Annotated in this window: 16 protein-coding genes; 5 read left to right on the forward strand and 11 right to left on the reverse strand. The window is 74.4% G+C overall.

Annotation, left to right across the window (positions count from 1 at the left end):
• Positions 1–18: 18 nt before the first annotated feature.
• The 3 genes from AB0F77_RS13145 to AB0F77_RS13155 are packed head-to-tail and all read right to left on the reverse strand — an operon-like array spanning position 19 to position 3,061.
• Positions 19–1,365: an extracellular solute-binding protein gene (locus tag AB0F77_RS13145; RefSeq protein WP_361946169.1), complete on the reverse strand. Its 1,347-nt coding sequence runs from the start codon at positions 1,363–1,365 to the stop codon at positions 19–21.
• A complete protein-coding gene (locus tag AB0F77_RS13150; protein WP_361946172.1) occupies positions 1,365–2,198 on the reverse strand; it encodes a carbohydrate ABC transporter permease in 834 nt (277 codons plus the stop codon). The genes AB0F77_RS13145 and AB0F77_RS13150 overlap by 1 nt, the downstream gene beginning before the upstream one ends.
• Positions 2,195–3,061 (reverse strand): sugar ABC transporter permease, encoded by an 867-nt coding sequence (locus AB0F77_RS13155; RefSeq protein WP_361946501.1) that lies wholly within the window; start codon positions 3,059–3,061, stop codon positions 2,195–2,197. Before AB0F77_RS13155 ends, AB0F77_RS13150 begins: the two co-directional genes overlap by 4 nt.
• Before the next feature lie 219 nt (positions 3,062–3,280).
• Between AB0F77_RS13155 and AB0F77_RS13160 the strand changes: the two genes are divergently transcribed.
• On the forward strand, positions 3,281–4,135 hold the full coding sequence (locus AB0F77_RS13160) for an aminoglycoside phosphotransferase family protein (protein WP_361946175.1): 855 nt from the start codon (positions 3,281–3,283) through the stop codon (positions 4,133–4,135).
• Positions 4,136–4,163: 28 nt separating this feature from the next.
• Here AB0F77_RS13160 and AB0F77_RS13165 read toward each other — a convergent pair whose 3' ends face one another.
• Together AB0F77_RS13165 and AB0F77_RS13170 are read right to left on the reverse strand one after the other, a co-directional pair.
• The gene (locus AB0F77_RS13165; protein WP_361946178.1) at positions 4,164–4,886 is read right to left on the reverse strand and encodes a 3'-5' exonuclease; all 723 of its coding nucleotides are present in this window, start codon (positions 4,884–4,886) and stop codon (positions 4,164–4,166) included.
• A 100-nt stretch (positions 4,887–4,986) separates the two neighbouring features.
• A complete protein-coding gene (locus tag AB0F77_RS13170) occupies positions 4,987–6,225 on the reverse strand; it encodes an SAV2148 family HEPN domain-containing protein (protein WP_361946181.1) in 1,239 nt (412 codons plus the stop codon).
• A gap of 362 nt (positions 6,226–6,587) precedes the next feature.
• Here AB0F77_RS13170 and glgX point away from each other — a divergent pair, with 362 nt between their 5' ends.
• From glgX to AB0F77_RS13185, 3 genes are all read left to right on the forward strand, one after another.
• A complete protein-coding gene (gene glgX / locus AB0F77_RS13175) occupies positions 6,588–8,696 on the forward strand; it encodes a glycogen debranching protein GlgX (protein WP_361946184.1) in 2,109 nt (702 codons plus the stop codon).
• A 151-nt stretch (positions 8,697–8,847) separates the two neighbouring features.
• A complete protein-coding gene (gene treY, locus AB0F77_RS13180) occupies positions 8,848–11,340 on the forward strand; it encodes a malto-oligosyltrehalose synthase (RefSeq protein ID WP_361946186.1) in 2,493 nt (830 codons plus the stop codon).
• Positions 11,341–11,750: 410 nt separating this feature from the next.
• Entirely contained in the window at positions 11,751–13,001 is a 1,251-nt protein-coding gene (locus AB0F77_RS13185) for a M14 family zinc carboxypeptidase (protein ID WP_361946188.1), read from the forward strand.
• Positions 13,002–13,022: 21 nt separating this feature from the next.
• Here the strand turns inward: AB0F77_RS13185 and AB0F77_RS13190 are convergent, their stop codons facing one another.
• The 3 genes from AB0F77_RS13190 to AB0F77_RS13200 all read right to left on the reverse strand — a co-directional run bounded on the left by AB0F77_RS13190 (position 13,023) and on the right by AB0F77_RS13200 (position 15,464).
• Positions 13,023–13,439 (reverse strand): SSI family serine proteinase inhibitor, encoded by a 417-nt coding sequence (locus tag AB0F77_RS13190; RefSeq protein ID WP_361946191.1) that lies wholly within the window; start codon positions 13,437–13,439, stop codon positions 13,023–13,025.
• Entirely contained in the window at positions 13,436–14,800 is a 1,365-nt protein-coding gene (locus AB0F77_RS13195; protein WP_361946194.1) for a M14 family zinc carboxypeptidase, read from the reverse strand. Before AB0F77_RS13195 ends, AB0F77_RS13190 begins: the two co-directional genes overlap by 4 nt.
• Positions 14,801–14,912: 112 nt before the next feature.
• The gene (locus tag AB0F77_RS13200; RefSeq protein ID WP_361946197.1) at positions 14,913–15,464 is read right to left on the reverse strand and encodes a DUF1707 and FHA domain-containing protein; all 552 of its coding nucleotides are present in this window, start codon (positions 15,462–15,464) and stop codon (positions 14,913–14,915) included.
• Between the two features lie 173 nt (positions 15,465–15,637).
• Between AB0F77_RS13200 and treZ the strand changes: the two genes are divergently transcribed.
• Positions 15,638–17,383, forward strand: a complete 1,746-nt coding sequence (gene treZ / locus AB0F77_RS13205; RefSeq protein ID WP_361946200.1) for a malto-oligosyltrehalose trehalohydrolase — start codon at positions 15,638–15,640, stop codon at positions 17,381–17,383.
• 134 nt (positions 17,384–17,517) lie between these two features.
• Here treZ and AB0F77_RS13210 read toward each other — a convergent pair whose 3' ends face one another.
• The 3 genes from AB0F77_RS13210 to cyc2 all read right to left on the reverse strand — a co-directional run bounded on the left by AB0F77_RS13210 (position 17,518) and on the right by cyc2 (position 21,986).
• A complete protein-coding gene (locus AB0F77_RS13210) occupies positions 17,518–18,444 on the reverse strand; it encodes an aminoglycoside phosphotransferase family protein (protein ID WP_361946203.1) in 927 nt (308 codons plus the stop codon).
• Between the two features lie 55 nt (positions 18,445–18,499).
• Positions 18,500–19,627: an aminopeptidase P family protein gene (locus AB0F77_RS13215; protein ID WP_361946205.1), complete on the reverse strand. Its 1,128-nt coding sequence runs from the start codon at positions 19,625–19,627 to the stop codon at positions 18,500–18,502.
• Between the two features lie 139 nt (positions 19,628–19,766).
• Positions 19,767–21,986, reverse strand: coding sequence for a germacradienol/geosmin synthase Cyc2 (gene cyc2, locus AB0F77_RS13220; protein ID WP_361946208.1), 2,220 nt, complete (start codon positions 21,984–21,986; stop codon positions 19,767–19,769).
• Positions 21,987–22,116: the final 130 nt, after the last annotated feature.

A 22,116-nucleotide genomic window follows, 5' to 3' on the forward strand; every position in this document is an offset into this window, starting at 1 on the left:
GGCGGGTGCCCAGCCGGGTCAGCGCTGGTACCGGGCCAGGACCAGGTTGCCGTCCCGTTCCAGGCGTCGCCGCAGTTCACCGAGGCCGATCGCCCCGCTGTAGTACTCCTGGAAGGCCGGCGTGGCGACCTTGTCCTTCCACTCGGGATAACCGCGCACGGTCTGCGCCGGGGCCGGGCGCAGCCGGGAGGCGAGGGCCGTGCCGGTGGCCCAGCCGTACCGCGTGGTGTGCAGCGCCGGGTCCTTCAGCGCCTCCGTCCCGGTGGGCAGCATCCAGTCGCCGAGGGCCAGGCGGACCATGTTCCGCGGGCGCAGCAGGAAGTCCAGGAAGGCGGCGGCCTCCTTCTTGTGGGGACTGTCCTCGGCGATGGACAGGGTCTGCGGGCTGACGCCCTGGGCGAGGCCGTCGACGCCCGCGGGGGCGGGCAGCACCTGCCACGCGAAGCCCTCCGGTGCCTGCTGCACGATCTGCTGCCGGTAGGAGAAGCCGAGCGGGACCATGGCGTACCGGCCGGCGAAGAAGCCCGGCAGGGTGTCCGAGCCGCCGCTGCCCAGGGTCGAGCCGGGGGCGCTGCGGTCGACGGCGACCTGGTCGTGGACGGTGCGCGGCACCACCTGGTCGCCCGCCTCGAAGCGCACGGTGACCCTGCCGTCCGGGCCCCGGTGGAACAGCCGCCCGCCCGTCGACAGCGAGAGGTTGAGCGTCGCGGAGACGGGTTCCTTGAGCGGCCAGGCCACGCCGTACCGCCCCGCGCCGCTCAGCCGGGCGGTGACCTGTCTGAACTCGGCCCAGCTCCAGGGGTGTTCGGGGGTCGGTGTGCGCACGCCCGAGGCGCGCAGCAGCCCGCTGTTCGCGATCAGGACGCGCGGCTCCTGGAGGAACGGCACGCCGTAGAGCCCGTCGCCGAACCTCGCCGTGTCCCAGGTGCGCTCCGGGATCGACGCCCTCAGGCGCGGGGAGAGCAGCCCGGTCAGGTCGGCGAGCCGGCCGCCGTAGGCGAAGTCGGCGAGGTCGTCGGAGGCGTCGTGGACGACGTCCGGGGCCTCGCCGCCCTCGAAGGCGGTGAGCAGCTGGTCGTGGACGCTGTCCCAACTGCCCTGCACGTACTGGACCCTGACGTCCGGGTGGGCCGCGTTCCACTCGGCCACCAGCTCCTTGTTGACGGCCACCGACTCCTGCTGCCAGGCCAGCGACTGGAAGCGCAGGGTGATCCGGCCTCCGGTGCCGCCCCCGTCCGCCGAGCAGCCCGCGAGGAGCAGCAGGAGCACGGCGAACAGGGCCGGCAGGGCGGGGCGGACACCGAGGACGCGGGGACCGGGACGGCGGCCGGAGGGACCGGGGCGGCCGGGTGTCGTGGGCCGCATCAGCCTCGCACCGCCCCGGCGAGCATGCCGCCCGTGATGCGCCGCTGGACGATCGCGAACACCACCAGCGAGGGCAGTGTCGCGAGGAACGCAGCGGCGGCCAGCGGGCCGAGGTCGGCGACGCCCTCCGCGCCGATGAAGTGGGTGAGGACCACGGGCAGGGTCTGTTTCTCCGGGGTCTTGAGCAGGACCAGCGCGAAGAAGAACTCGTTCCACGCGGTGACGAACGCGAACAGCGCCGTGGCGACGATGCCGGGCGCGAGCAGCGGCGCGGTCACCGACACCAGGGTCCGCAGCCGTCCGGCGCCGTCGACGGCCGCCGCCTCCTCCAGTTCGACGGGGAGCGCGCGGACGTAGCCGACGAGCATCCACAGCGCGAACGGGAGCGCCCACACGACGTACACCATGACCAGTCCGGGCACGGAGTCGATGAGCCGGAGGGTCTTCAGGACCAGGAACAGCGGGATGATCAGCAGCACGAACGGGAACGCCTGGCCGACCACCACCCAGCCGGTGACGGCGCGGGACAGCGCCGAGCGCCGCCGCGCCACGGTGTACGCCAGCGGGGTCGCGAGCAGTACGGCGATCAGCGCGGCCCCGGCCGCCGCCAGCAGGGAGTTGAGCGCGGCCTGCGGCAGGGGCTGCTCGTCGAACGCCTGCCGGAAGTTGTCGAGGGTCGGGTGCCGGGGGATCCAGGTGGGGTGGGCGCTGCCCAGCTCGCGCGGGGACTTGAAGGCGGTGGACACCAGCCACAGGAACGGGAAGGCGAGGAAGACGAGGTAGGCGAGCAGCGCCGCGTACTGGCCGAGGCGTGCCGCCGGACGGGTCCTCATGTGCTCCCGCCTCCTCGCAGCCGGCCCGCCAGGAACACGGCGAGCAGGACCGAGATCACCGCGACGAGCACACAGCCCATGGCCGCCGCGTAGCCGAACTGGCCGTAGCGGAACGCCTCCTCGTAGGCGAACAGCATCGGTAGCCGGGTGCGGCCGCCGGGCCCGCCGCCCGTGAGCACGTACACCAGGGCGAAGGAGTTGACGTTCCAGATGAGGTTGAGCGCGCAGACGGCGAGGGCGATCGGGCGCAGGGCGGGCCAGGTGACCGCGCGGAAGCGGCGCCAGGCGCCCGCGCCGTCGACCGCGGCGGCCTCGTGGAGTTCGCGCGGGGTGTTCTGGAGTCCGGCGAGGAGGGCGACGGTGGTCTGGGGCAGTCCGGCCCACACGCCGACGGCGATCACGGCGGGCAGGGCGGTGCCGAGTCCGCTGAGCCAGTCGCGGCCGTCGCCGAGGCCGAGGCCGCGCAGGGTCTCGTTGAGGACACCCGCGTCCGGGTTGTAGACGAGCCGCCACATGACGCCGCCGACGACCTCGGGCATGGCCCAGGGGACGATCGCGAGGGCGCGGGCGAGCGGGCGCAGCCGCAGGTCCTGGTCGAGCAGGAGGGCGAGGCCGAGGGCGAGGAGGAACTGCGCGGCGGTCACGGAGGCGGCCCACACGAGGCCGATGCGGAAGGACTCCCAGAACAGGGTGTCGTGGAGCAGGTCGCGGAAGTTGAGGGTGCCGATCCAGCGGGTGGCGGCGGTGCGGCCGGACTGGGCGTCGGTGAAGGCCAGCAGCATCCCGTAGAGCAGCGGTCCGACGCTGAGGACGAGGATCGGCAGCAGGGCGGGCAGGACCAGGAACCAGGCGCCGTACCCGATGCCCGGGCCGGTGCCGAGCCGCCGTCGGGTGGCGCTCGGCGCTTGTGGCCCCGCACGGCTCGTTTCGGTTGCCGATGTCACCGAATCAGCCCCTTTGCGGCGTGGTTGGCGTGTTCATGTTCGTCGTGGTCGAGCGCCCCGTCAAGGGACCGCGCACAGGGGCCGACCTGTGTGAATGCGAGACTGGGCCGGCATCGGGTCACATCACGGAGGCGGACGATGGACGAGGCACGGGCGCGGGACGTACTGGCCGCGGCGGGGGTGCTGCCGGACGGCGCGCGGCTGCTCGCCCTGGGCGAGAACGCGGTGTTCGCCGCCGGGGACCTGGTCGTCAAGGTGGGCCGGGACGCCGAACTCCTGGACCGGGCGCGCCGCGAGCTGGCGATCGCCGGATGGCTGGCGGAGGCGGAGGTGCCCGCGGTGCGCGCGGCCGAGCCGGAACCGCTGCTCGTGGAGGGCTGTCCGGTGACGGTGTGGCACCGGCTGCCCGACGCGGTGCGCCCCGCCGAACCCCGGGACCTCGCCGAACTGCTGCGGCTCGTCCACGCGCTGCCCGCTCCTTCCTTCGGGCTTCCGCCGCGCGAACTGCTGGGCGGTGTGGAGCGCTGGCTGCGGCTCGCGGGCGACACGATCGCCCCGGCCGACGCGGCGTACCTGCGCGAGCGGCGGGACGGTTTCGCCGCCGCGGCGGCGGCGCTGACCCCGCGTCTGACGCCGGGCCCGATCCACGGCGACGCGCTGCCGCGCAACGTGCTGGTGGGTCCCGACGGGCCGGTCCTCATGGACCTGGAGACCTTCTCCGCCGATCTGCGCGAGCACGACCTGGTGGTCATGGCCCTGTCCCACGACCGCTACGGCCTGCCCACCGGGGCCTACGACGCCTTCACCGCGGCCTACGGCTGGGACGTGCGCGAGTGGGAGGGCTGTTCGGTGCTGCGCGGCGCCCGCGAGACCGCGAGCTGCGCCTGGGTGGCCCAGCACGCCCCGAGCAGTCCTGGGGCGCTCGCGGAGTTCGAACGCCGGGTGCGATCCCTGCGGGACGGGGACGAGACCGTGCGGTGGTACGCGTTCTGAACGCGCGGGCCGGCGGCGCCGGTCCGGGTCAGACCCGTTGGTCCGTCGGTTCCCTCAGCGGCCAGGTGGCGTCGACCACCGCGTCCGCGTCGCCCTTGCGGCGCAGGAAGTCCTGGAAGTCCGCCGCCCACCGCGCGTACCACTCGATCTGGCGGCGGTGCAGTTCCGCCGGGCCGAGGGCCGCGATCTTGGGGTGGCGGTCGGCTATCGCGGAGGCGAGCCGCGCGGCGGCGAGGGCGTCGGCCGCGGCGTCGTGGGCGGAGTCGAGCCGCACGCCGTACTCGGCGCAGACCGCTTCGAGGTTGCGCTTGCCCCGGCGGTAGCGGTCGACCCAGCGGTCGATGGTGTACGGGTCGACGACCGGGGCCGGCGCGAGGCCGCCGAGCCGGTCGGCGAGGGACGGCAGCGCGTGCCGCCGCAGTTCGGCGGAGAGCAGGCTGAGGTCGAAGGCCGCGTTGTAGGCGACGACCGGGACACCCGCCTTCCAATAGGTCGTCAGGACGTCGGCGATGGCGTCCACGACCTCGTGGGCGGGGCGGCCCTCGGCGACCGCGCGTTCGTTGCTGATGCCGTGCACCGCCACCGCGTCCGCCGGGATCTCCACGCCCGGATCGGCCAGCCACTCCCGGCTGCCCAGACACCGGCCGTCCCTGACCTCGATCACGGCACCCGTGACGACGCGCGCCTCGCGCGGATCGGTCCCGGTCGTCTCCAGGTCGAAGCCGATCAGCAGCTCCTGGTGCCAACCCATGGCGGCCCCCTTCTCGGTGGTGCGTTCCCCCAGTGGTCTCCACCTTCGCACGCGCCACTGACAATCCGACGGCCGCGTTCCGCTTGCGCCCCGGGACGGTTCAGGACACGGGCCGCGAATCGGCCCAGGCCAGCTCGAACTCCTCGCGGTAGGTCGGGAAGAGACCGGGTTCCACCACGTCGTCCGCCTTGAGGGTCCGGTTGCCGTTGCGCAGCACCAGCACCGGCGACTCCATGCCCCGCGCGCGCCGCAGATAGGACTGCACGACGGCGACCCCGTCCGCGCCGTCGCCGTCCACCAGGTAGGCCGTGAAGCGCGGTGTCTCGTCGTAGACCTGGATCTCGAAGGCGTCCGGGTCGCGCAGCCGGGCGCGGACACGGCGCATGTGCAGGATGTTCATCTCCACCGACCGGCCGAGTTCGCCCCGTTTCATCCCGAGTTCGCGCTCGCGCCGCTTGACCGCGCTGGAGGCCGGGTTGAGGAACAGCAGCCGCACCCGGCAGCCGGCCTCGGCCAGCCGGACCAGGCGGCGGCCCGAGAAGTTCTGCACGAGCAGGTTGAGGCCGATGCCGATGGCGTCCAGTCGGCGGGCGCCGCCGAAGATGTCCTCGGCGGGGAACTGGCGCATCAGACGCACCCGGTCGGGGTGGACGGCGACGACGTCCGCGTACCGGTCGCCGACCAGGTCCTCCACGGCGTCCACGGGCAGCCGCCGGGAGGAGGGCACGTCGCTGCCGGAGCCGAGCATCTCCAGGAGGCGCGCGGAGGCCCGTTCGGCCTGGTTGAGGACGGCCTCGGACAGGGCCCGGTTGCGGGAGACGACGTTGCGGGTGACCTCCAGCTCGTCCAGGGCCAGCTCGACGTCCCTGCGGTCGTCGAAGTACGGCTCGAAGCACGGCCAGTGCTGGACCATCAGCTCCCGCAGCTGCGGCAGCGTGAGGAAACTGATCACGTTGTCGTCGGCCGGGTCGAGGAGGTAGCCCTTGCGGCGGCTCACCTCGCGCACGGCGACCGCGCGCTGGACCCACTCCTGTCCGGCGGGGCCGGCCGCGGCGACCACCCAGTCGTCGCCGTGCACGGGCTCGTAGACGGGCCGCAGGACGGCCGCCACGACGGCGCGCAGGCGCTGTTCGACGAGGTTCAGCCAGATGTAGGCCCGGCCGGCCCGCTGGGCGCGGGTGCGCACCTCGTGCCAGGCGTCGGCGTCCCAGTCCAGTTCGGGTCCGATGGCGCCCGCGTCCATCGGTCTCGCCAGGGACACCGCGCCGGGCGGGACGTCCGTGGAGTTCCCCTCGTGACCCTCGTCACCAGGGGGCAGCTCCAGCCCTCCCGAGCCCACCCTGCACCGCCTTCCGCTCCCCCGAGCACTGCCTGCCCCAACGATCAAGGAAGGGTACTCCGGTACCGGTCGGCGGTGCAGCCGGATGGACAGGGTCGTTTCCCAACTTCCGCCTTCTTCACGCCCGTTCCGATCAAGGGGCAGCGGTGACGTGAGCCGATTCACCGCGGGCCGTCCCCTTCGGGCGGCGCGATTCACCCACACCGTCGGGTGAGCCGGGTCCCCCGTGTCTTCACCCCGCCCCACTGGATCCGCGCCCCCCTGGGTAGGAGGGACCCAAGTCAGAAGGGTTCCGGTTCTTTCGGGGCGACTCGGAGGGAAGGGACCCCCGAGGGCACCGCACACCTGGAAGAGTCGTGTCCATGCAGGTCTGGCCTGGAGAGGCGTATCCGCTCGGCGCCACGTACGACGGCGCCGGGACCAACTTCGCGGTGTTCACGGAGGCCGCGGACCGAGTAGAGCTGTGTCTGCTGCACGACGACGGCTCGGAGACGGCGGTGGAACTGCGCGAGAGCGACGCGTTCGTCCGGCACGCGTACGTGCCCGGCGTCATGCCCGGCCAGCGTTACGGGTTCCGGGCGCACGGCCCGTACGACCCCGGGCGCGGGCTGCGCTGCAACTCCGCGAAACTGCTCCTCGACCCCTACGCGAAGGCGGTCAGCGGGTCGGTGCGCTGGGGCGAGGAGGTCTACGGCTACCACTTCGACTCCCCCGAGCGGCGCAACGACCTCGACTCGGCGCCGCACACCATGGCGTCGGTCGTCATCAACCCGTACTTCGACTGGGGCGACGACCGCCGCCCGCGCACCGAGTACCACCACACCGTGATCTACGAGGCCCATGTGAAGGGCCTGACCATGCGCCACCCGGACCTCCCGGACGAACTGCGCGGCACCTACGCGGCGCTCGCCCACCCGGCCGTCATCGACCACCTCACCGGACTCGGCGTCACGGCCCTGGAACTGATGCCGGTGCACCAGTTCGTCAACGACCACCGCCTGGTCGACATGGGACTGAACAACTACTGGGGCTACAACACCATCGGCTTCTTCGCCCCGCACAACGCGTACGCCTCCTGGGGCGACCGCGGCCAGCAGGTCCTGGAGTTCAAGTCGGCGGTCCGCGCCCTGCACGAGGCGGGCATCGAGGTCATCCTCGACGTCGTCTACAACCACACCGCCGAGGGCAACCACCTCGGCCCCACCCTGTCCTTCCGGGGCCTGGACAACCCGTCGTACTACCGCCTGGCCGACGACCCCCGCTACTACACGGACACCACCGGCACCGGGAACTCGCTGCTCATGCGGTCCCCGCACGTGCTCCAGCTGGTCATGGACTCGCTGCGCTACTGGGTGACCGAGATGCACGTCGACGGCTTCCGCTTCGACCTCGCGGCGACCCTGGCCCGGCAGTTCCACGAGGTCGACCGGCTGTCGTCGTTCTTCGACCTGGTGCAGCAGGACCCGGTGGTCTCCCAGGTCAAGCTGATCGCCGAGCCGTGGGACGTCGGCGAGGGCGGCTACCAGGTGGGCAACTTCCCGCCCCTGTGGACCGAGTGGAACGGCAAGTACCGCGACACCGTGCGGGACCTGTGGCGGGGCGAGCCGCGCGCGCTGGCGGAGTTCGCCTCCCGGCTGACCGGCTCCTCCGACCTCTACCAGGACGACGGACGCCGGCCGCTGGCCTCCATCAACTTCGTGACCTGCCACGACGGCTTCACCCTGCGCGACCTGGTGTCGTACAACGACAAGCACAACGAGGCCAACGGCGAGGACAACCGGGACGGCGAGGGCCACAACCGGTCCTGGAACTGCGGTGCGGAGGGCGAGAGCGACGACCCGGCGGTGCGGGAGCTGCGCGCCCGGCAGATGCGCAACTTCGTCGCGACGCTGATGCTCTCCCAGGGCGTGCCGATGATCAGCCACGGCGACGAGGTCGCCCGCACTCAGGGCGGCAACAACAACGCCTACTGCCAGGACAACGCGGTGTCCTGGGTGGACTGGGAGGACGGCGCCGCCGACCTGCTCGACTTCACCCGGGCGATGGTGTGGCTGCGCAAGGACCACCCGGTCTTCCGCAGGCGGCGCTTCTTCCACGGCCGCCCGGTGGAGGGCACCCACGACGACCTGTCCGACATCGCGTGGTTCACTCCCGAGGGCGCGGAGATGACCCAGCGGGACTGGGACTCGGCGCGGGCGTCGGCGCTGACGGTGTTCCTCAACGGCAACGCGATCTCCGAGCCGGGCACGCGCGGGGAGCGCATCGCCGACGACTCCTTCCTGCTGATGTTCAACGCCTCGCCCGGCCCCCTGGAGTTCGTGGTGCCGGTCGACCACGGCCGGCAGTGGCAGGTCGTGGTCGACACGGCCCGCACCGACGGGGTGCCGCCCGGCACGGGCCCGAAGGTGGAGGCCGGGGACCGGCTGCCCCTGCCGGACCGCAGCCTGACCGTGCTCCAGCGCCCTGCCTAGGGCGCGCTGCGGACGGTACGGCCCTCCACGCGTGTGGGGGGCCGTCTCCGTGCTCCGGACGGGTGAGGGCGGCGGGCGAGGTGCCGGGAGCACGGACGTGGGCGGGGTCCCCGGTGACACGAATCCCGGCCGGGTGGGTACGTAGGTCTGCATGACATCTGAGCGCCCCGACCCGGCGGTCCCCACGGCCACCTACCGGCTCCAGCTGCAGCCCGCGTTCCCGTTCGCGGCCGCCGCCGCGGCCGTGCCGTACCTGGCGTCGCTGGGCGTCTCGCACCTGCACCTGTCGCCCGTCCTGGAGGCCGTACCGGGCTCCACGCACGGCTACGACGTCGTCGACCCCGCGCGGGTGCGCGAGGAGCTGGGCGGCGAGGACGGGCTGCGCGCGCTCTCGGCCACCGCGCGGGAGCACGGGCTCGGCCTGGTGGTGGACATCGTGCCCAACCACATGGCGATGGCCCCGCGCCACAACCGCGCCCTCCGGGAGGTCCTGCGGGAGGGTCCCGGTTCGCCGTACGCGCGCTGGTTCGACATCGACTGGGAGGCGGGCGGCGGGAAGCTCCTGCTGCCGGTGCTCGGCGGGCCGGTCGGCTCGCAGACGGAGCACCTGGTGCCCGACGGCGACGTGCTGCGGTACCACGAGCACGTCCTCCCGCTGCGCGAGGGCACGGCGGGCCTGCCGCTGCCACGGCTCCTGGACGCGCAGTGGTACCGCCCGGTGTGGTGGCGCCTCGCCCGTACGGAGCTGAACTACCGGCGGTTCTTCAGCATCTCGGAGCTGATCGGGGTGCGGGTGGAGGACCCCGAGGTGTTCGGGGCCACACACGCCAAGATCCTCCAGCTGCTGCACGAGGGCGTGGTCGACGGGCTGCGCGTCGACCACCCCGACGGCCTCGCCGACCCCGGCGGCTATCTGCGCCGGCTGCACGAGGCGACCGGCGGGCGCTGGACGGTCGTGGAGAAGATCCTCGCCGACGGGGAGCGGCTGCCGGCCTCCTGGCCCGTCGCCGGCACGACCGGCTACGACGCCCTGCGCCGGGTGGACGGCCTGTTCGCCGATCCCGCGGGCGCGGGGGAACTCCTCGGCCAGTACCGCAGGTTCGCCGCCCCGCAGACGGACCGGGGCGGCGACTGGGAGGCCACGGTGCGCAGGGCGGCGTACAAGGTGCTCACGCACGAGCTGGCCGCCGAGACGAGCCGGCTGACCCGGGTCGCGGACCGGCTGTGCGCGGGCTCCGCCGACCTGGCGCTGCGCGACCGCGCGCCCTGGGCGCTGCGCACCGCGCTGGAGGAGCTGCTGGTGCGGCTGCGCGTGTACCGGCCGTACGGCGCCGCCGACGCCGCGTCCGTGGTCACCGAGGAGGCCGCGGCCGAGGCCCGGCGCGCGTTCGTCGTGCCCGAGGAGGGCGGGGCGGTGGACGTCGTACGGCGGCTGCTGGTCGACGACACGGGGGCCACGGGCGCCACGGGGGACGCGACGGACACCGGGGACGTGGCGGAGTTCCGCGCGCGGTTCGCGCAGACCTCGTCCGCGCTGCGGGCCAAGTCCGTGGAGGACACGGCGTTCTACCGGTACGTGCCGCTGCTGTCGGCGACCGAGGTCGGCGGCGACCCCGGCCGCCCCGCCGTGTCCCCGGAGGACTTCCACGCGTACTGCGCGCGGGTGCAGCGCGACTGGCCGCTGACCGGCACCGTGGTGACGACGCACGACACCAAGCGCAGCGCCGACGTGCGCGCCGCGCTGGCCGTGCTCACCGAGTGCCCGGACCGCTGGGCGGACGTGCTGACGGAGGTCACCCACGACGGTGAGGGGGTGCCCGACGCGCAACTGGCGTGGGCGGCCTGGCAGACGGTGTTCGGGCTCGGACCCGCGGAGGCGTCGCGGGTGCGGGAGGCGCTGCTGAAGCACGTGCGGGAGGCGGGCCTCTACACGAGCTGGACCGAGCAGGAACCGGCGTACGAGGAGGCGGTGGCGGCGTTCGTCGCGGCGGGTCCGTGCGGGCCGCTCGGCGGGCGTGTGACGGCCTTCCGGGACTCCCTGGCCGCCCCGGTCCGGGCGAACGTGCTGGGGGCGGCGCTGGTCCATCTGACGATGCCCGGGGTGCCGGACCTGTACCAGGGGACGGAGGACGAGTACCGGGCGCTGGTCGACCCGGACAACCGGCGGCCGGTGAAGTTCCCCTCCGCGGCGCCCGGCGGGTCGGGGGAACCCGGCGACCCGGGCGACCTGCGGGGCCTCGGGGAGAAGGCGGCGGTGACGGCGGCGGCGCTGCGGCTGCGGGCACGGCGGCCGGACGCCTTCGGGGACACCGCGACGTACGCGCCGCTCGTCGCGCACGGGCCCGCCGCCGCGCACTGCCTGGCGTTCGCGCGCTCCGGCGAGGTCGTCACCGCCGTGACCCGGCTGTCGCTGCGGCTGGCGGCGGCGGGCGGCTGGGGCGACACCGAACTGGCGCTGCCACCGGGCCGATGGGCGGACGTGCTGGCACCGGAGCGGCGGTTCACGGGCCGGGTCCGAGTGACGGACCTCCTCGGACCGCTACCGGTGGCACTCCTCGAACAGGTCGGGGACGACAACGAACGGGCGGGGAACGCCGACGAGCGGACCGGAGGCGACGGCGAGGAAGCCGGGCACGACACCTGACGGGCCGGAGGCGGCGGCGAACGGGCCGAAGCCTGCGGCAAGCGCGCCGGAGACGACGGCGAACAGGCCGGGGAGGGCGGCGAGGGAGCCGAGGACGACGCCGGACGGGCCGGGGACGAGGGCGAACGGGCCGGAGACGACGAGGGAGCCGGGGACAACGGCAAACGACCCGGAGGCGGCCGCAAGCGGGCCGGGGGCGGTGGCAAGCGGGCCGGGGGCGGTGCCTGATACTCGGTGGCCGGCGGCCGGAGGCCGTGGTGCGGCGGGGCGGGGGCGGTGGCGGGAACGCCACGTCGGTCCCCTGGGACACACCCGTACGGGCGGTGGGCGAGCCTTCACCGGGCCGTGCTTGACAGTTCACCTGTGTCGTGCGGGACTTGGGGAAGCGGGGCCGGGCGGACAAGTCGGGGGTGAGTCTTCTGCCGGAGCTGCGTTACCCCAGTGTTCCCGAATTAGTGGCATGCGCCCGGTCGTTGGCAGCTCACCGACCCGGACTGTGCGCCCTGCGCGAGGTGGGCGTCTCCCGCCAGGGAAGACCCCTGCACCTGCTGTCGGTCGGCCACGCACGGCACGCCGTCCTGGTGGTGGCGGGCGCCCACGCCAATGAGCCCGCGGGCGGGTCCACGCTCCTCCAGCTCGCGCAACGCGTCGTGCACGAGCGGGAGTTACGCGCCGGCACCTCCTGGCACTTCCTGCTGTGCGCGGACCCGGACGGGGCGAGCCTGCACGTCACCCCGGCACCGCGCAGCCTGCTCGACTACCACCGCGGCTTCTACCGCCCCGCAGGGCCCGACCAGCCCGAGTGGTCCCCCGCCGTCCTGCCTCCCGACCGGCTGCCGCCCGAGACGCGCGCCCTCACCGGGGTCATCGACGAGCTGCGCCCCTACCTCCAGGTCTCCCTGCACGGCACCGATCTGGGCGGCAGCTGGGTGCAGCTGACGAAGGACGTGCCGGGGCTCGCCGAGCCCTTCGCCAAGTCCGCCGCCGAACTGCACATCCCGGTGGAGACGGGCGCCTCGGACGCGGCCGGCTGGCCCGCCTCGGGGCCCGGGGTGCACGTGATGCCCGGCCCCGACTCGGGGGTGGCTTATCCGAGCCTGCCGGACGACGCCCGGCGCAGCACCTGGTACCACGCGCACCGCTACGGCGGGCTGACGGCGGTGGTGGAGGTGCCGATGTGGGCCAGCGACCTGGTGGACGACCCGGCGCCGCATCCCGCCCCGGAGGCGGCCCTGCGCCGGCTGGCCGTGCGCCTGCGGCGGGACGCGCTGGAGGTGGAGCGGGTGCTCGACGACGCGCTGCCCCGGCTGGACGGCTTCGACGGGCCGCTGTTGCGGGCCGCGCGCTGGGCGCTGGAGCTGATCCCGGGACTGGCCGACGACTGGGTGGACACCCCGCCCGCCGACACGACGATGGCGTACGTCGGCAGCGTGGACGCGTTCGGGCGGCGGCTGCCGCTGCGGGCGGCGGCGATGCTGCTGCGGGTGCTGCGGCAGACCGGGGACAGCGCCGCGCCCCGGCTCGAACGCCTCGTGGCGTCCTGGTGCGACGCCTTCGCGATCCGCTTCCGCGCCCGCTGGGTCCCCCTGGAACACCAGACGGAACACCAGTCCCGCACCGTCCTCTCGGCGGCCCTCCACGCCCGCGACCACACCCTGTGACCGGCGCGCGCGGGGGTGCCGTCAGCCGGCGGACGTGAACACCGACCCGGTGCGGGCGTGGAGTTCACAGGTGTTGGCGTAGGTCTCCCGCCGGTCGACCCGGCGGCCGTCCCAGCGGCCCTGGGCCCGCGCCGTCACCGGGGCGTAGATCATGGGGCACATGACGTCCGCGCGGGGTGGGACGCGGGTGAAGTCGCCGCCGGCCGCCGCCAGGTCGGCGCAGGCCGCCGCGGCGTGCGCGTGGCCCCGCGGCGGGTCGCACAGCAGCACGGTGTCGAAGGAGCGGTCGCCGCCCCGGGTGACCGTCAGGTGGAGCCGGTCTGCCCGTACCTGTGCGTCCGGCGCCGCGTGTGCGGTCTGCGCGGGCCCGAGGGCGAGGAGCGCGGCCGTCGCGAGCAGCAGGCGCCGTACGGCCGTCGTCGTGGTGGTGTTCGTCATTCCCGGTGCATCGGCACGGCGGACCCGCCGCCCCACCCCGGCTCACCCGAACGGGACCGCCCGTACACATGACCGCGCGCCAGCTCGAACACCGCGAGCACCACACGCGTCTGGTACTCGGCCTGGCGTGCGACGGGTATCCAGCGCGCGGCGCACCCGTCCCGGTAGTCCGCGCACCAGGTGTCGATGAGCCGGTCCAGGTCGGGCAGCGCGCCGGCCGGGTCGTGCCCGGCGCCGCGCACGAGCCGGTGCAGCAGTCCCGCCGTGCGCAGCGCGAGCCGCCGCGCGGCGATGCGCAGCGCGGCCAGGTGGGCGGTACTGAGCGCGGGCAGCGGGCGCCCCCGGCCGTCGTCGACGTCGGGGTCCCACGCGTCGGCGATGCCGGGGCACACCAGCAGGTGGTCGTCGACGGGGGCGAGCAGGGCGGCAGCGCCGGGCGCGTCGGCCAGCCGGGGCCGGACGCGGGCGAGGAGGCCGTCCAGGAGCCGTATGTCGTGGCGCAGCGCCCCGCTGAGGGAGCGCAGGGCGGCGTCCCGGTCGGCGGCGGGCGAGCCGTCCTCGACGGCGGCGACGCCCCACATGGGTGCCTCGACGATCGCGGTGACGGTGCCGTGCCGTTGCGGATGGAACCAGGTCGACTCGACCGCGGCCTCGGTGAGCGCGGCGGTCAGGTCGCCGCGGCGGGGCGGCGGGACGCGGTAGACGGCGGGGCCGATGACGGGCCAGTGCAGGGTGTCGTACGCGCCGAGTTCGCGCGGGACGCCGAGGCGGGCGGCGGTGCGCCGGACGTGTTCGGCGAGGCCGGGCAGGTCGCGGGTGAGTTCGACGAAGCCGCCGCCGACGTCGACGCCGTGCAGCGAGCACTGGAGGAAGGGCCGCAGTTCGTCCTGGAGGGCGAGCAGCGCGCGGGTCTCGGGCAGCGCGGCCGCGCCCGCGCCGTCGGGCAGCCACTCGGGCTGTTCCAGGAAGCCGGGCCGGAAGAAGTTCCGGAAGTAGTGGCCGAGGGTGTACGGCCCGGCGAGCCAGCCCTCGTTGCGGCGCGCGCCGTCGGGGTCGAGGCACAGCAGCAGGTGCCAGGTGGTGTCGGCGCCGTCGGTGAGCCGGGCGTCGGCGAGCAGCCGGGCGGCGAGGCCGAGGACGGTGGCCCCGCCCACGGGTTCGTTGGCGTGGGGTCCGGCGACGACGAGGACGGCCCTGCTGCCGTGACCGATGGAAAGCAGCCACAGGGGCGTGCCCGCGCGGGAGGTCCCGACCCGGCGCAGCCGCGCGTCGCGGGGCCGGCGGCGGGCGAGCGCGGCCGCGTGGGCACCCAGCTCGTCCACGGTCGGATAGCGGAGGAGCGGCAGGGCACACACCTCCACGGAGCGGCACGGTCACCCGGCGTACGGGACGTACGCACAGTCAGTCACGACTCGGGGGGTACGTCAACACCACGGCCGGGGACAGGTTTTCGGCCAGTGGGCGGGGGCGGGGTCAGCCCGCGGAGAGCCGGAAGGAGACCCGGCCGAAGCCGACCTGGTCGCCCTCGCGGACGACGGCCGCGCCGATCACCCGGCGGCCGTTGACGGTCGTGCCGTTGGTGGAGCCGAGGTCCCTGAGGACCCAGAAGCCGCCCTGGTGGGAGAGTTCGGCGTGCACCCGGGAGACCGTCTCGTGGTTGAGGCGCAGTCCGCTCGCGGGGTCGCGGCCGATGCGCAGCGGGTGGCCGCCGGAGGGGTGGGGCAGCAGCAGCTTGGGCAGCCGCTCGGCCTCCCAGGCCCGGCGCATCCGCAGCGGGAAGCCGGATATCGCCTCGATGCCGGAGAACAGGGCGCGCGAGAAGCGGTTCTCGCGGGGCAGGTCGGCGGTGAGCGCGGCGAGTTCGTCGACGCGGCGGGCGACGAGGGCGAGCTCCATGCGGCGCACGAACGTGTCGTGCGAGAGCCGGCCCATGACGACGCCGTCCCGGAGGACCCGCAGGGCCTTGTCGCGCTCCGCGTCGGACAGCCGCGCGGGGGAGGTGGGGAACTCGAACGACGACGTCACATTGGTGATTGTCGGTCAGTGAACCCCGGGTGTCCAGGAAACGCGGAAACGGTTCCCGTACGCGTACACACGGCGACACCGGCCGGTGAAGGGACGATTCGCACGCGTGTCGATCTCCGCACACGGCACGATGGAACCGCTACCTCACGGTGACAGACGAAGGGGAACCGTCCGTGCAGTTCGAGGTGTGGGCACCGCAGGCAGACAGGGTGACGCTCCATTGCGAGGGCGCCGCGCACGCGTTGGCGCGCGATCCGGAGCGTGCGGGCTGGTGGTCCGGCGAGGCGGAGGCGGCCGACGGGGCGCGGTACGGCTTCGCACCGGACGACGGCCCGGTGCTGCCCGATCCGCGCTCGCGCCGCCAGCCGGACGGCCCCGACGGGCCGAGCGCCGTCGTGGACCACGACCGGTACGCGTGGCGGTCGACGTGGCCGGGGCGCGGCCTGCCGGGTGCGGTGCTGTACGAGCTGCACGTGGGGACGTACACCCCCGAGGGCACGCTGGACGCGGCGGCCGGGCGGCTGGAGCACCTGGCCGGACTCGGTGTCACACACGTGGAGTTGATGCCGCTGTGTCCCTTCCCCGGCACGCACGGCTGGGGGTACGAGGGGGTGTCGCTGTGGGCGGTGCACGAGCCGTACGGCGGGCCCGAGGCGCTGAAGCGGTTCGTCGACCGGGCGCACGAACTCGGTCTCGGCGTGGTGCTGGACGTCGTGCACAACCACCTGGGTCCGTCGGGCAATCACCTGCCGAAGTTCGGACCGTACTTCACGGAGACGCACCACACGCCCTGGGGCGCGGCGGTCAACCTGGACGCGCCCGGCTCGGACGAGGTGCGCGCCTACCTCCTGGGCAGCGCGCTGGCCTGGCTGCGGGACTACCGGATCGACGGGCTGCGGCTCGACGCGGTGCACGCGCTGCGCGACACGCGCGCCCGCCACTTCCTGGAGGAGCTGTCGCAGGGGGTGGACGCGCTCGCCGAGGAGCTGGGCCGGCCGCTGTTCCTGATCGGGGAGTCGGACCTCAACGACCCACGGCTGATCACCCCGCGCGCGGAGCACGGGCTGGGGCTGCACGCGCAGTGGAACGACGACTTCCACCACGCGCTGCACACCGCGCTGACCGGTGAGTCGCAGGGCTACTACGCCGACTTCGCGCGCGATCCGTTCGCGGCGCTCGCCAAGACGCTCACCGGGGGCTTCTTCCACGACGGCACCTACTCGGGCTTCCGGGGCCGCGGGCACGGGCGGGCGCTGAACCGCGCGGAGGTGGCCGCGCACCGGCTGCTCGGCTACGCCCAGACCCACGACCAGGTCGGCAACCGGGCGCAGGGCAACCGGCTGTCGGCCGCCCTCTCCCCCGGTCTGCTCGCCTGCGGGGCGGCGCTGGTGCTGACGGCGCCGTTCACGCCGATGCTGTTCATGGGCGAGGAGTGGGCGGCGGGCACGCCCTGGCAGTTCTTCACCGACCACACGGACCCGGACCTCGCGGAGGCCGTACGGCGGGGCAGGCGGCGGGAGTTCGCGGCGCACGGCTGGGCGGAGGAGGACGTGCCGGACCCGCAGGACCCGGCGACGCGGGACCGTTCGTGCCTCGACTGGTCCGAGCCGGAGCGTGAGCCCCACGCGCGGGTGCTGGCCTGGTACCGGCGGCTGATCGCCCTGCGCCGGGAACAGGCCGACCTGACCGACCCCGACCTCTCGGACACGCGGGTGGCGTACGACGCGCGGGGCCGCTGGATCGCGTTCCGGCGCGGGGACGTGCGGGTGGTGGTGAACCTCGGCAAGGAGTCCGCGTCGGTGCCGCTCGGACCGCGCCGCGCCAAGGTGCTGGCCGCGTGGGAGCCGGTCGAACCTCCCACGCCGGACGGTCTGTTGCACGTGCCGGCCGAGTCGTGCGTGGTGCTGACACAGGAGTGACGCGTCGGTCCCCGGCCGTCGGTCCCCGGCCATCGGGGCCGGGGTCCGGGGCCGGGTCCGGGGCCGGGGCCGGGGTCCGGGGCCGGGGCCGGGGTCCGGGGCCGGGGTCCGGGGCCGGGGTCCAGGGCCGGGGTCTAGGGTTCGTCGTCCCTGAGTTCCGTGGTGCGTTCCAGCAGGATGGACTCCCAGGCGTGCCGCAGCCGGGTCCGCAGCGGCGGGAGCGGCGCGGTGCCGCGCCCGTCGAGGCGGTCCGCCAGCCGGACCACGGTGTCGCAGCGGGCCAGCCAGAGTCCGCGCAGACAGGTGCGGGCGCCGTAGCCGGCGAGCGTGGCGGCCCGTACGGCCGCGCCAGAGCCGACCGCGAGGGCGAGTCCGGCGATGTCCTCGGCGGGGTCCGCGACCGCCGCGTCGGCCCAGTCGAGGACGCCGCGCACCCGCCCGTCCGCGCTGACGACCAGGTGCTCGCCGGTGAGGCCGTGGTGGACCAGGACGGCGGTGCCGGGCTGGGCGGCGAGCTGGGCGGCCCCGGCCGCGGTCAGCTGGCGCAGCCGGGCGGGGTCGAACTCGTCGGCGGCGCCGAGGTGTTCGGCGGCGTGCACGGCCATGCGGCGCAGCGCCTCCAGGGAGCGGGGCACGGTACGGGGCACACCGAGCGCCTCGGCCTGGCGCGGGGGCACCTCGCGCAGTCCCGTGAGCAGGCCGGCGAGGTCGGCCTCGCCGACGGCCGACACGTCGTGCTCCTCCGCGGTGCCGCCGGGCACCCGGGTGTCGAGCGTGTACGCCAGTCCGGGCGCCCATTCGCCGTGCGCCACGCTGGTGGGGACGGTGACGGGCAGGTGCGGGCGGACGAGGTCGCGCAGGCGCAGTTCGCGGCGGTCCCGGGCGGTGGCGTCGCGGTCGGGGGCGAGGCGCAGCACATGGCGGGTGCCGACCCACCAGGTGGTGCCGCCCTCGGCGACGGGGCGCGCGTCGGGGGCCGCGATGCCGTCCGCGCCGTCCTTGAACAGCGTGCGGACGAGCCTGCGGACGGTGTCCGCGGTGGGGGTCGGTGCCTGGGTCATGGGTGGTGCCACAGCCGTTCGGGGTTGCGTCTCGGTGGTGTCTCCTGGGGCGCGGTCAGTCCACTATGACGAGCTCGCGGGTGGTGTTGTTGAGGCGCCGGCCGCCGTCCTCGGTGACGGTGACGATGTCCTCGATGCGCACCCCGAACCGGCCGGGCAGATAGACGCCGGGCTCCACGGAGAAGCACATGCCGGGCACGAGGGGCCGCTCCTCGCCCTCGATCATGTAGGGCGGTTCGTGCGTGGTGACGCCGATGCCGTGGCCGGTGCGGTGGACGAAGTACTCGCCGTACCCGGCGTCGGTGATCACGGCGCGGGCGGCGCGGTCGACGTCCTGGCAGGCGGCGCCGGGGCGCACGGCGCGGAAGCCGGCCTCCTGGGCGGCGCGCACGACGTCGTGGACCCGGCGTTCCTCGTCGGTGGGTTCGCCGACGTGCACGGTGCGGGTGGTGTCGGAGCCGTAGCCGTCCTTGAGGCCGCCGAAGTCGAGGACGACCATGTCGCCGTCACGGATGACGCGGTCGCCGACCTCGTGGTGCGGATCGGCGCCGTTGGGTCCCGAGCCGACGATGGTGAAGTCGACCCGGGAGTGGCCGAAGCGGCGCAGCAGGTCGGCGAGGTCGCGGCCGACGTCGGTCTCGCGCCGTCCGGCGAAGGGCAGGGTGCGGATCTCCTCGAAGGCGGCGTCGGCGGCGGCGCCCGCGGCGGCCAGCAGCTCGAGTTCCGCGCCGTCCTTCACGGCGCGCAGCATGGGCAGGGCGTCGGTGAGGGCGGTGTAGGAGGTGCCGGGCAGGGTCCGCCGGAGGCGGAGCAGGTGCAGGGCCCAGGTGTTGTCGCTGATGCCGAAGGAGCCGTCGGCGGTGAGGAGGGTGCCGGTGAGGGCGTAGGGGTCCTTGCCGTCGGTCCAGTCGCGCAGGGTCAGGGCGGGGGCGCCCGCGGCCTTCCCGGCGTCCGGTGCCTCCAGGGTGGGCACGACGAGGACGGGGTCGCGGCCGGGGACGAGGACGAGGAGGGTGAGGCGCTCGGTGTCGGCGGGGGGCGCGTAGCCGGTGAGCCACACCAGGTCGGGTCCGGGGGCGACGAGGAGGCCCGCGAGACCGGCGTCGGCGGCGGCGTGCGCGGCGCGGTCCATGCGGGCCCGGTAGTCGTCGGCGGTGAAGGGCGCGGGCGCGGTGCCGGTCATCCGGGCCTCCCAGGACGCGTGCGGGCGGTGAGTGGGCTGTGGTCAGCATCCTGCCCGCCCGGCGGACCCGACGCGAGCCGGTTTGCCCGCCACGCCCCCGGGGATCGGGCAACCCAACGGTTCGGTCCCGGCCGAACCGTCAGAGGCGCCCTCCGGTCGGTCGGTGCCGCCCCGCCCGCACGCGCCCCGGCACCGGCGGTCGGGGCACCGGGAGCGCGACGGCCGGTGCCCGGGTCGGGAGGAAGGCGTGGGTGCGGCGGCTGAGGTGGGGGGTCTTGTAGCGGTCGACCTCCCGGTGCCAGTGCAGGATGCCGGAGAGCCAGTCGCGCAGGCCGTCCACATGGGCGTCCAGGGCCGCGCGTTCCTCCGCGGACAGCCCGAAGTCCTCGCACACGAACGGGAGTTCACGGTCCACCACGTGCTGGAACTGCTCCAGTCGACGGTTCATCAGGTCGTGCACGACACCGAGGGCCGCCGCGCGTCCGACGCCGAAGAAGTTCCGTACGACGAGGACGGCGTTGTGGAGGTCGCCCTCGTACTCGATCTCCTTCTCGTAGGAGAACACGTCGTTGAGCAGACCGGCGTAGTCGACGGCCGCGTTCTCCAGCGAGCGCACGGGTCCGGTGTCGTACACCTCCGGCCGGAGCGCCGGTGCCCGCCCCGCGCGGCACAGTGTGAGCGTGAGGTCGGCGCCGAAGGTCGCCCGCCGCATCTCCAGGTAGTCGACCGGGTCGGGGACGCGGTGGTGGATCCGGTTGGCCAGCTCCCACAGCCAGCTCCCGGTCATCGTCTCGACGGCCCGCCGCAGACCGAGCCGTTCGCCGGGGCCCAGCCGCGCCGCCGTGCGGCCCCACAGGTCGAGCAGCCCGTGTTCCAGGGCGTTGGCCGGGGCGGGCGCCGTCTCCCCCGCGAGGGGCATGCACGCCGACAGGCGGGCCGTGGCCAGCCGCGCGCCGGCCAGGTCGCGCCGGTGCCCGAACACCAGCGGGTAGTAGTCGTCGGCGTACAGCCCCCAGGTGAGCCAGTGCGCGCCGAGGTCGAGGGCGTCGGCGGCGGCGTGCGGGTCCAGCCCGGCGGCGCACAGCGCGGGGTCGCCCGCGGCCAGCCGGTCCTCGTCCCAGACGCCCTCCCGCAGCAGCCCCGTGCGGTGCGCCCACTGCGGCAGCCGGGCCCGCGCGCCGGCCAGGCCGGGGTTCAGGCGCAGCGGGAAGGGCAGGTGGAACGCGGGCAGCGGGAGCGGTCCCGCCTTCTCGAAGGGCACGTGGGTGTGCGGGCGCAGCCGTCGCGCGCCGGCGTCGGCCAGCAGCGCGCCCACGTCGGCGGCGGAGGCCCCGGCCCCGCTCGGGCCGTGCCAGGGCGCGGCGGGGACGGCGCCCTCGTTCATGTACCGGCTGGAGCGCAGGTGCCATTCGTGGCCGCCGGCCTGCCAGTCCTGGAGGCCCTTGGTGTAGGAGGCCACCGCGGCGGTCTCGGCGGGGGTGAGTCCCTGGTCCAGGGCGAGCGCGGGCACCTCGGTCAGCGCGGTGTGCTCGAACTGGTGCAGGCGCGAGGTGAGCACCTCGTTGACGGTGTCGGCGGCCTCCTGCGTGGTGCAGCCGAAGAAGGTCTCCAGGACGAGCACGCCGTTGCTGTTCTCGCCCTCGTCCTCCACCTCCCGCTGGTAGGAGAACAGGTCGTTGCGCAGGTGGACGGCGTCGGAGAAGGTCTCCTTCAGCACCCGCAGCGGTCTGCTCGCGGCGACCCGGGCGGGGACCTCCGCCGTCGCGTACTCCACGAGCCCCGCCGACCAGGGGGCGCCGCCGACCTTGCGGCGCATCTCGATGTACTCGACGGGGTTGGCGACGCGCCCCTCGTTGATGTTGGACAGCTCCCACAGGGACTCGTGGAGCAGGTGCTCTGTGGCGACGGCGAAACGATCACGCCAGTTCGTGGACATCGCCGGGACGGTGCGCGCCCACAGGTCGGCGAGGCCCGCCTCGACGGGGTTGCCGGGTTCGGGGACGGGCGCGGCCGGGTCGCGGGGCATGAACAGCGGGAGCCGGTCGAGGTGGGCCTTGCCCGCGGCCCGGTCCTGGGTGCGTTTGTACTTCTCCAGGAAGTGGTCGTCGAAGAAGAAGACCCACACGTACCAGTCGGTGATCAGCGAGAGGGCGGGGCCGTCGCAGTCGGGGTGGGTGTGGGCGCACAGCAGCCCGTAGTCGTGCGCCTCCAGGTCGGCCGGGTCCCAGACCCCGGAGCCCTCCAGCATGCCCATGGCGCGGGCCCAGGCGGTCGAGTGGGTGCGCGCCTCGTCGAGGTGCGGGTTCAGCCGCGCGGGATACGGCAGATAGAAGTGCGGGAGGCGGAACGGCTGCGTCATGGCCGGGTCCTGCCCAGGCGTTCCGCGGGGCATCCGCGGGGCGGCACATGATCACACCATCGCGTGACACGGCGCCTTTCGGCCTGCGGCGGCGTCCCGCCACGCTCTCGCCCTTGCCCGGGTCCCGGCC

It is taken from the genome of Streptomyces sp. NPDC026672 (assembly GCF_040638185.1).
Lineage (GTDB): Bacteria > Actinomycetota > Actinomycetes > Streptomycetales > Streptomycetaceae > Streptomyces.

Bases quoted from the DNA above. Each gene is read 5' to 3' on its own strand.
- AB0F77_RS13165 (WP_361946178.1), bottom strand. From the start codon at position 4,886: ATGGGTTGGCACCAGGAGCTGCTGATCGGCTTCGACCTGGAGACGACC.
- cyc2 (WP_361946208.1), bottom strand. From the start codon at position 21,986: ATGACGCAGCCGTTCCGCCTCCCGCACTTCTATCTGCCGTATCCCGCG.
- AB0F77_RS13145 (WP_361946169.1), bottom strand. From the start codon at position 1,365: ATGCGGCCCACGACACCCGGCCGCCCCGGTCCCTCCGGCCGCCGTCCC.
- AB0F77_RS13150 (WP_361946172.1), bottom strand. From the start codon at position 2,198: ATGAGGACCCGTCCGGCGGCACGCCTCGGCCAGTACGCGGCGCTGCTC.
- AB0F77_RS13210 (WP_361946203.1), bottom strand. From the start codon at position 18,444: ATGACCCAGGCACCGACCCCCACCGCGGACACCGTCCGCAGGCTCGTC.
- treY (WP_361946186.1), top strand. From the start codon at position 8,848: ATGACATCTGAGCGCCCCGACCCGGCGGTCCCCACGGCCACCTACCGG.
- AB0F77_RS13215 (WP_361946205.1), bottom strand. From the start codon at position 19,627: ATGACCGGCACCGCGCCCGCGCCCTTCACCGCCGACGACTACCGGGCC.
- AB0F77_RS13190 (WP_361946191.1), bottom strand. From the start codon at position 13,439: ATGACGAACACCACCACGACGACGGCCGTACGGCGCCTGCTGCTCGCG.
- AB0F77_RS13160 (WP_361946175.1), top strand. From the start codon at position 3,281: ATGGACGAGGCACGGGCGCGGGACGTACTGGCCGCGGCGGGGGTGCTG.
- glgX (WP_361946184.1), top strand. From the start codon at position 6,588: ATGCAGGTCTGGCCTGGAGAGGCGTATCCGCTCGGCGCCACGTACGAC.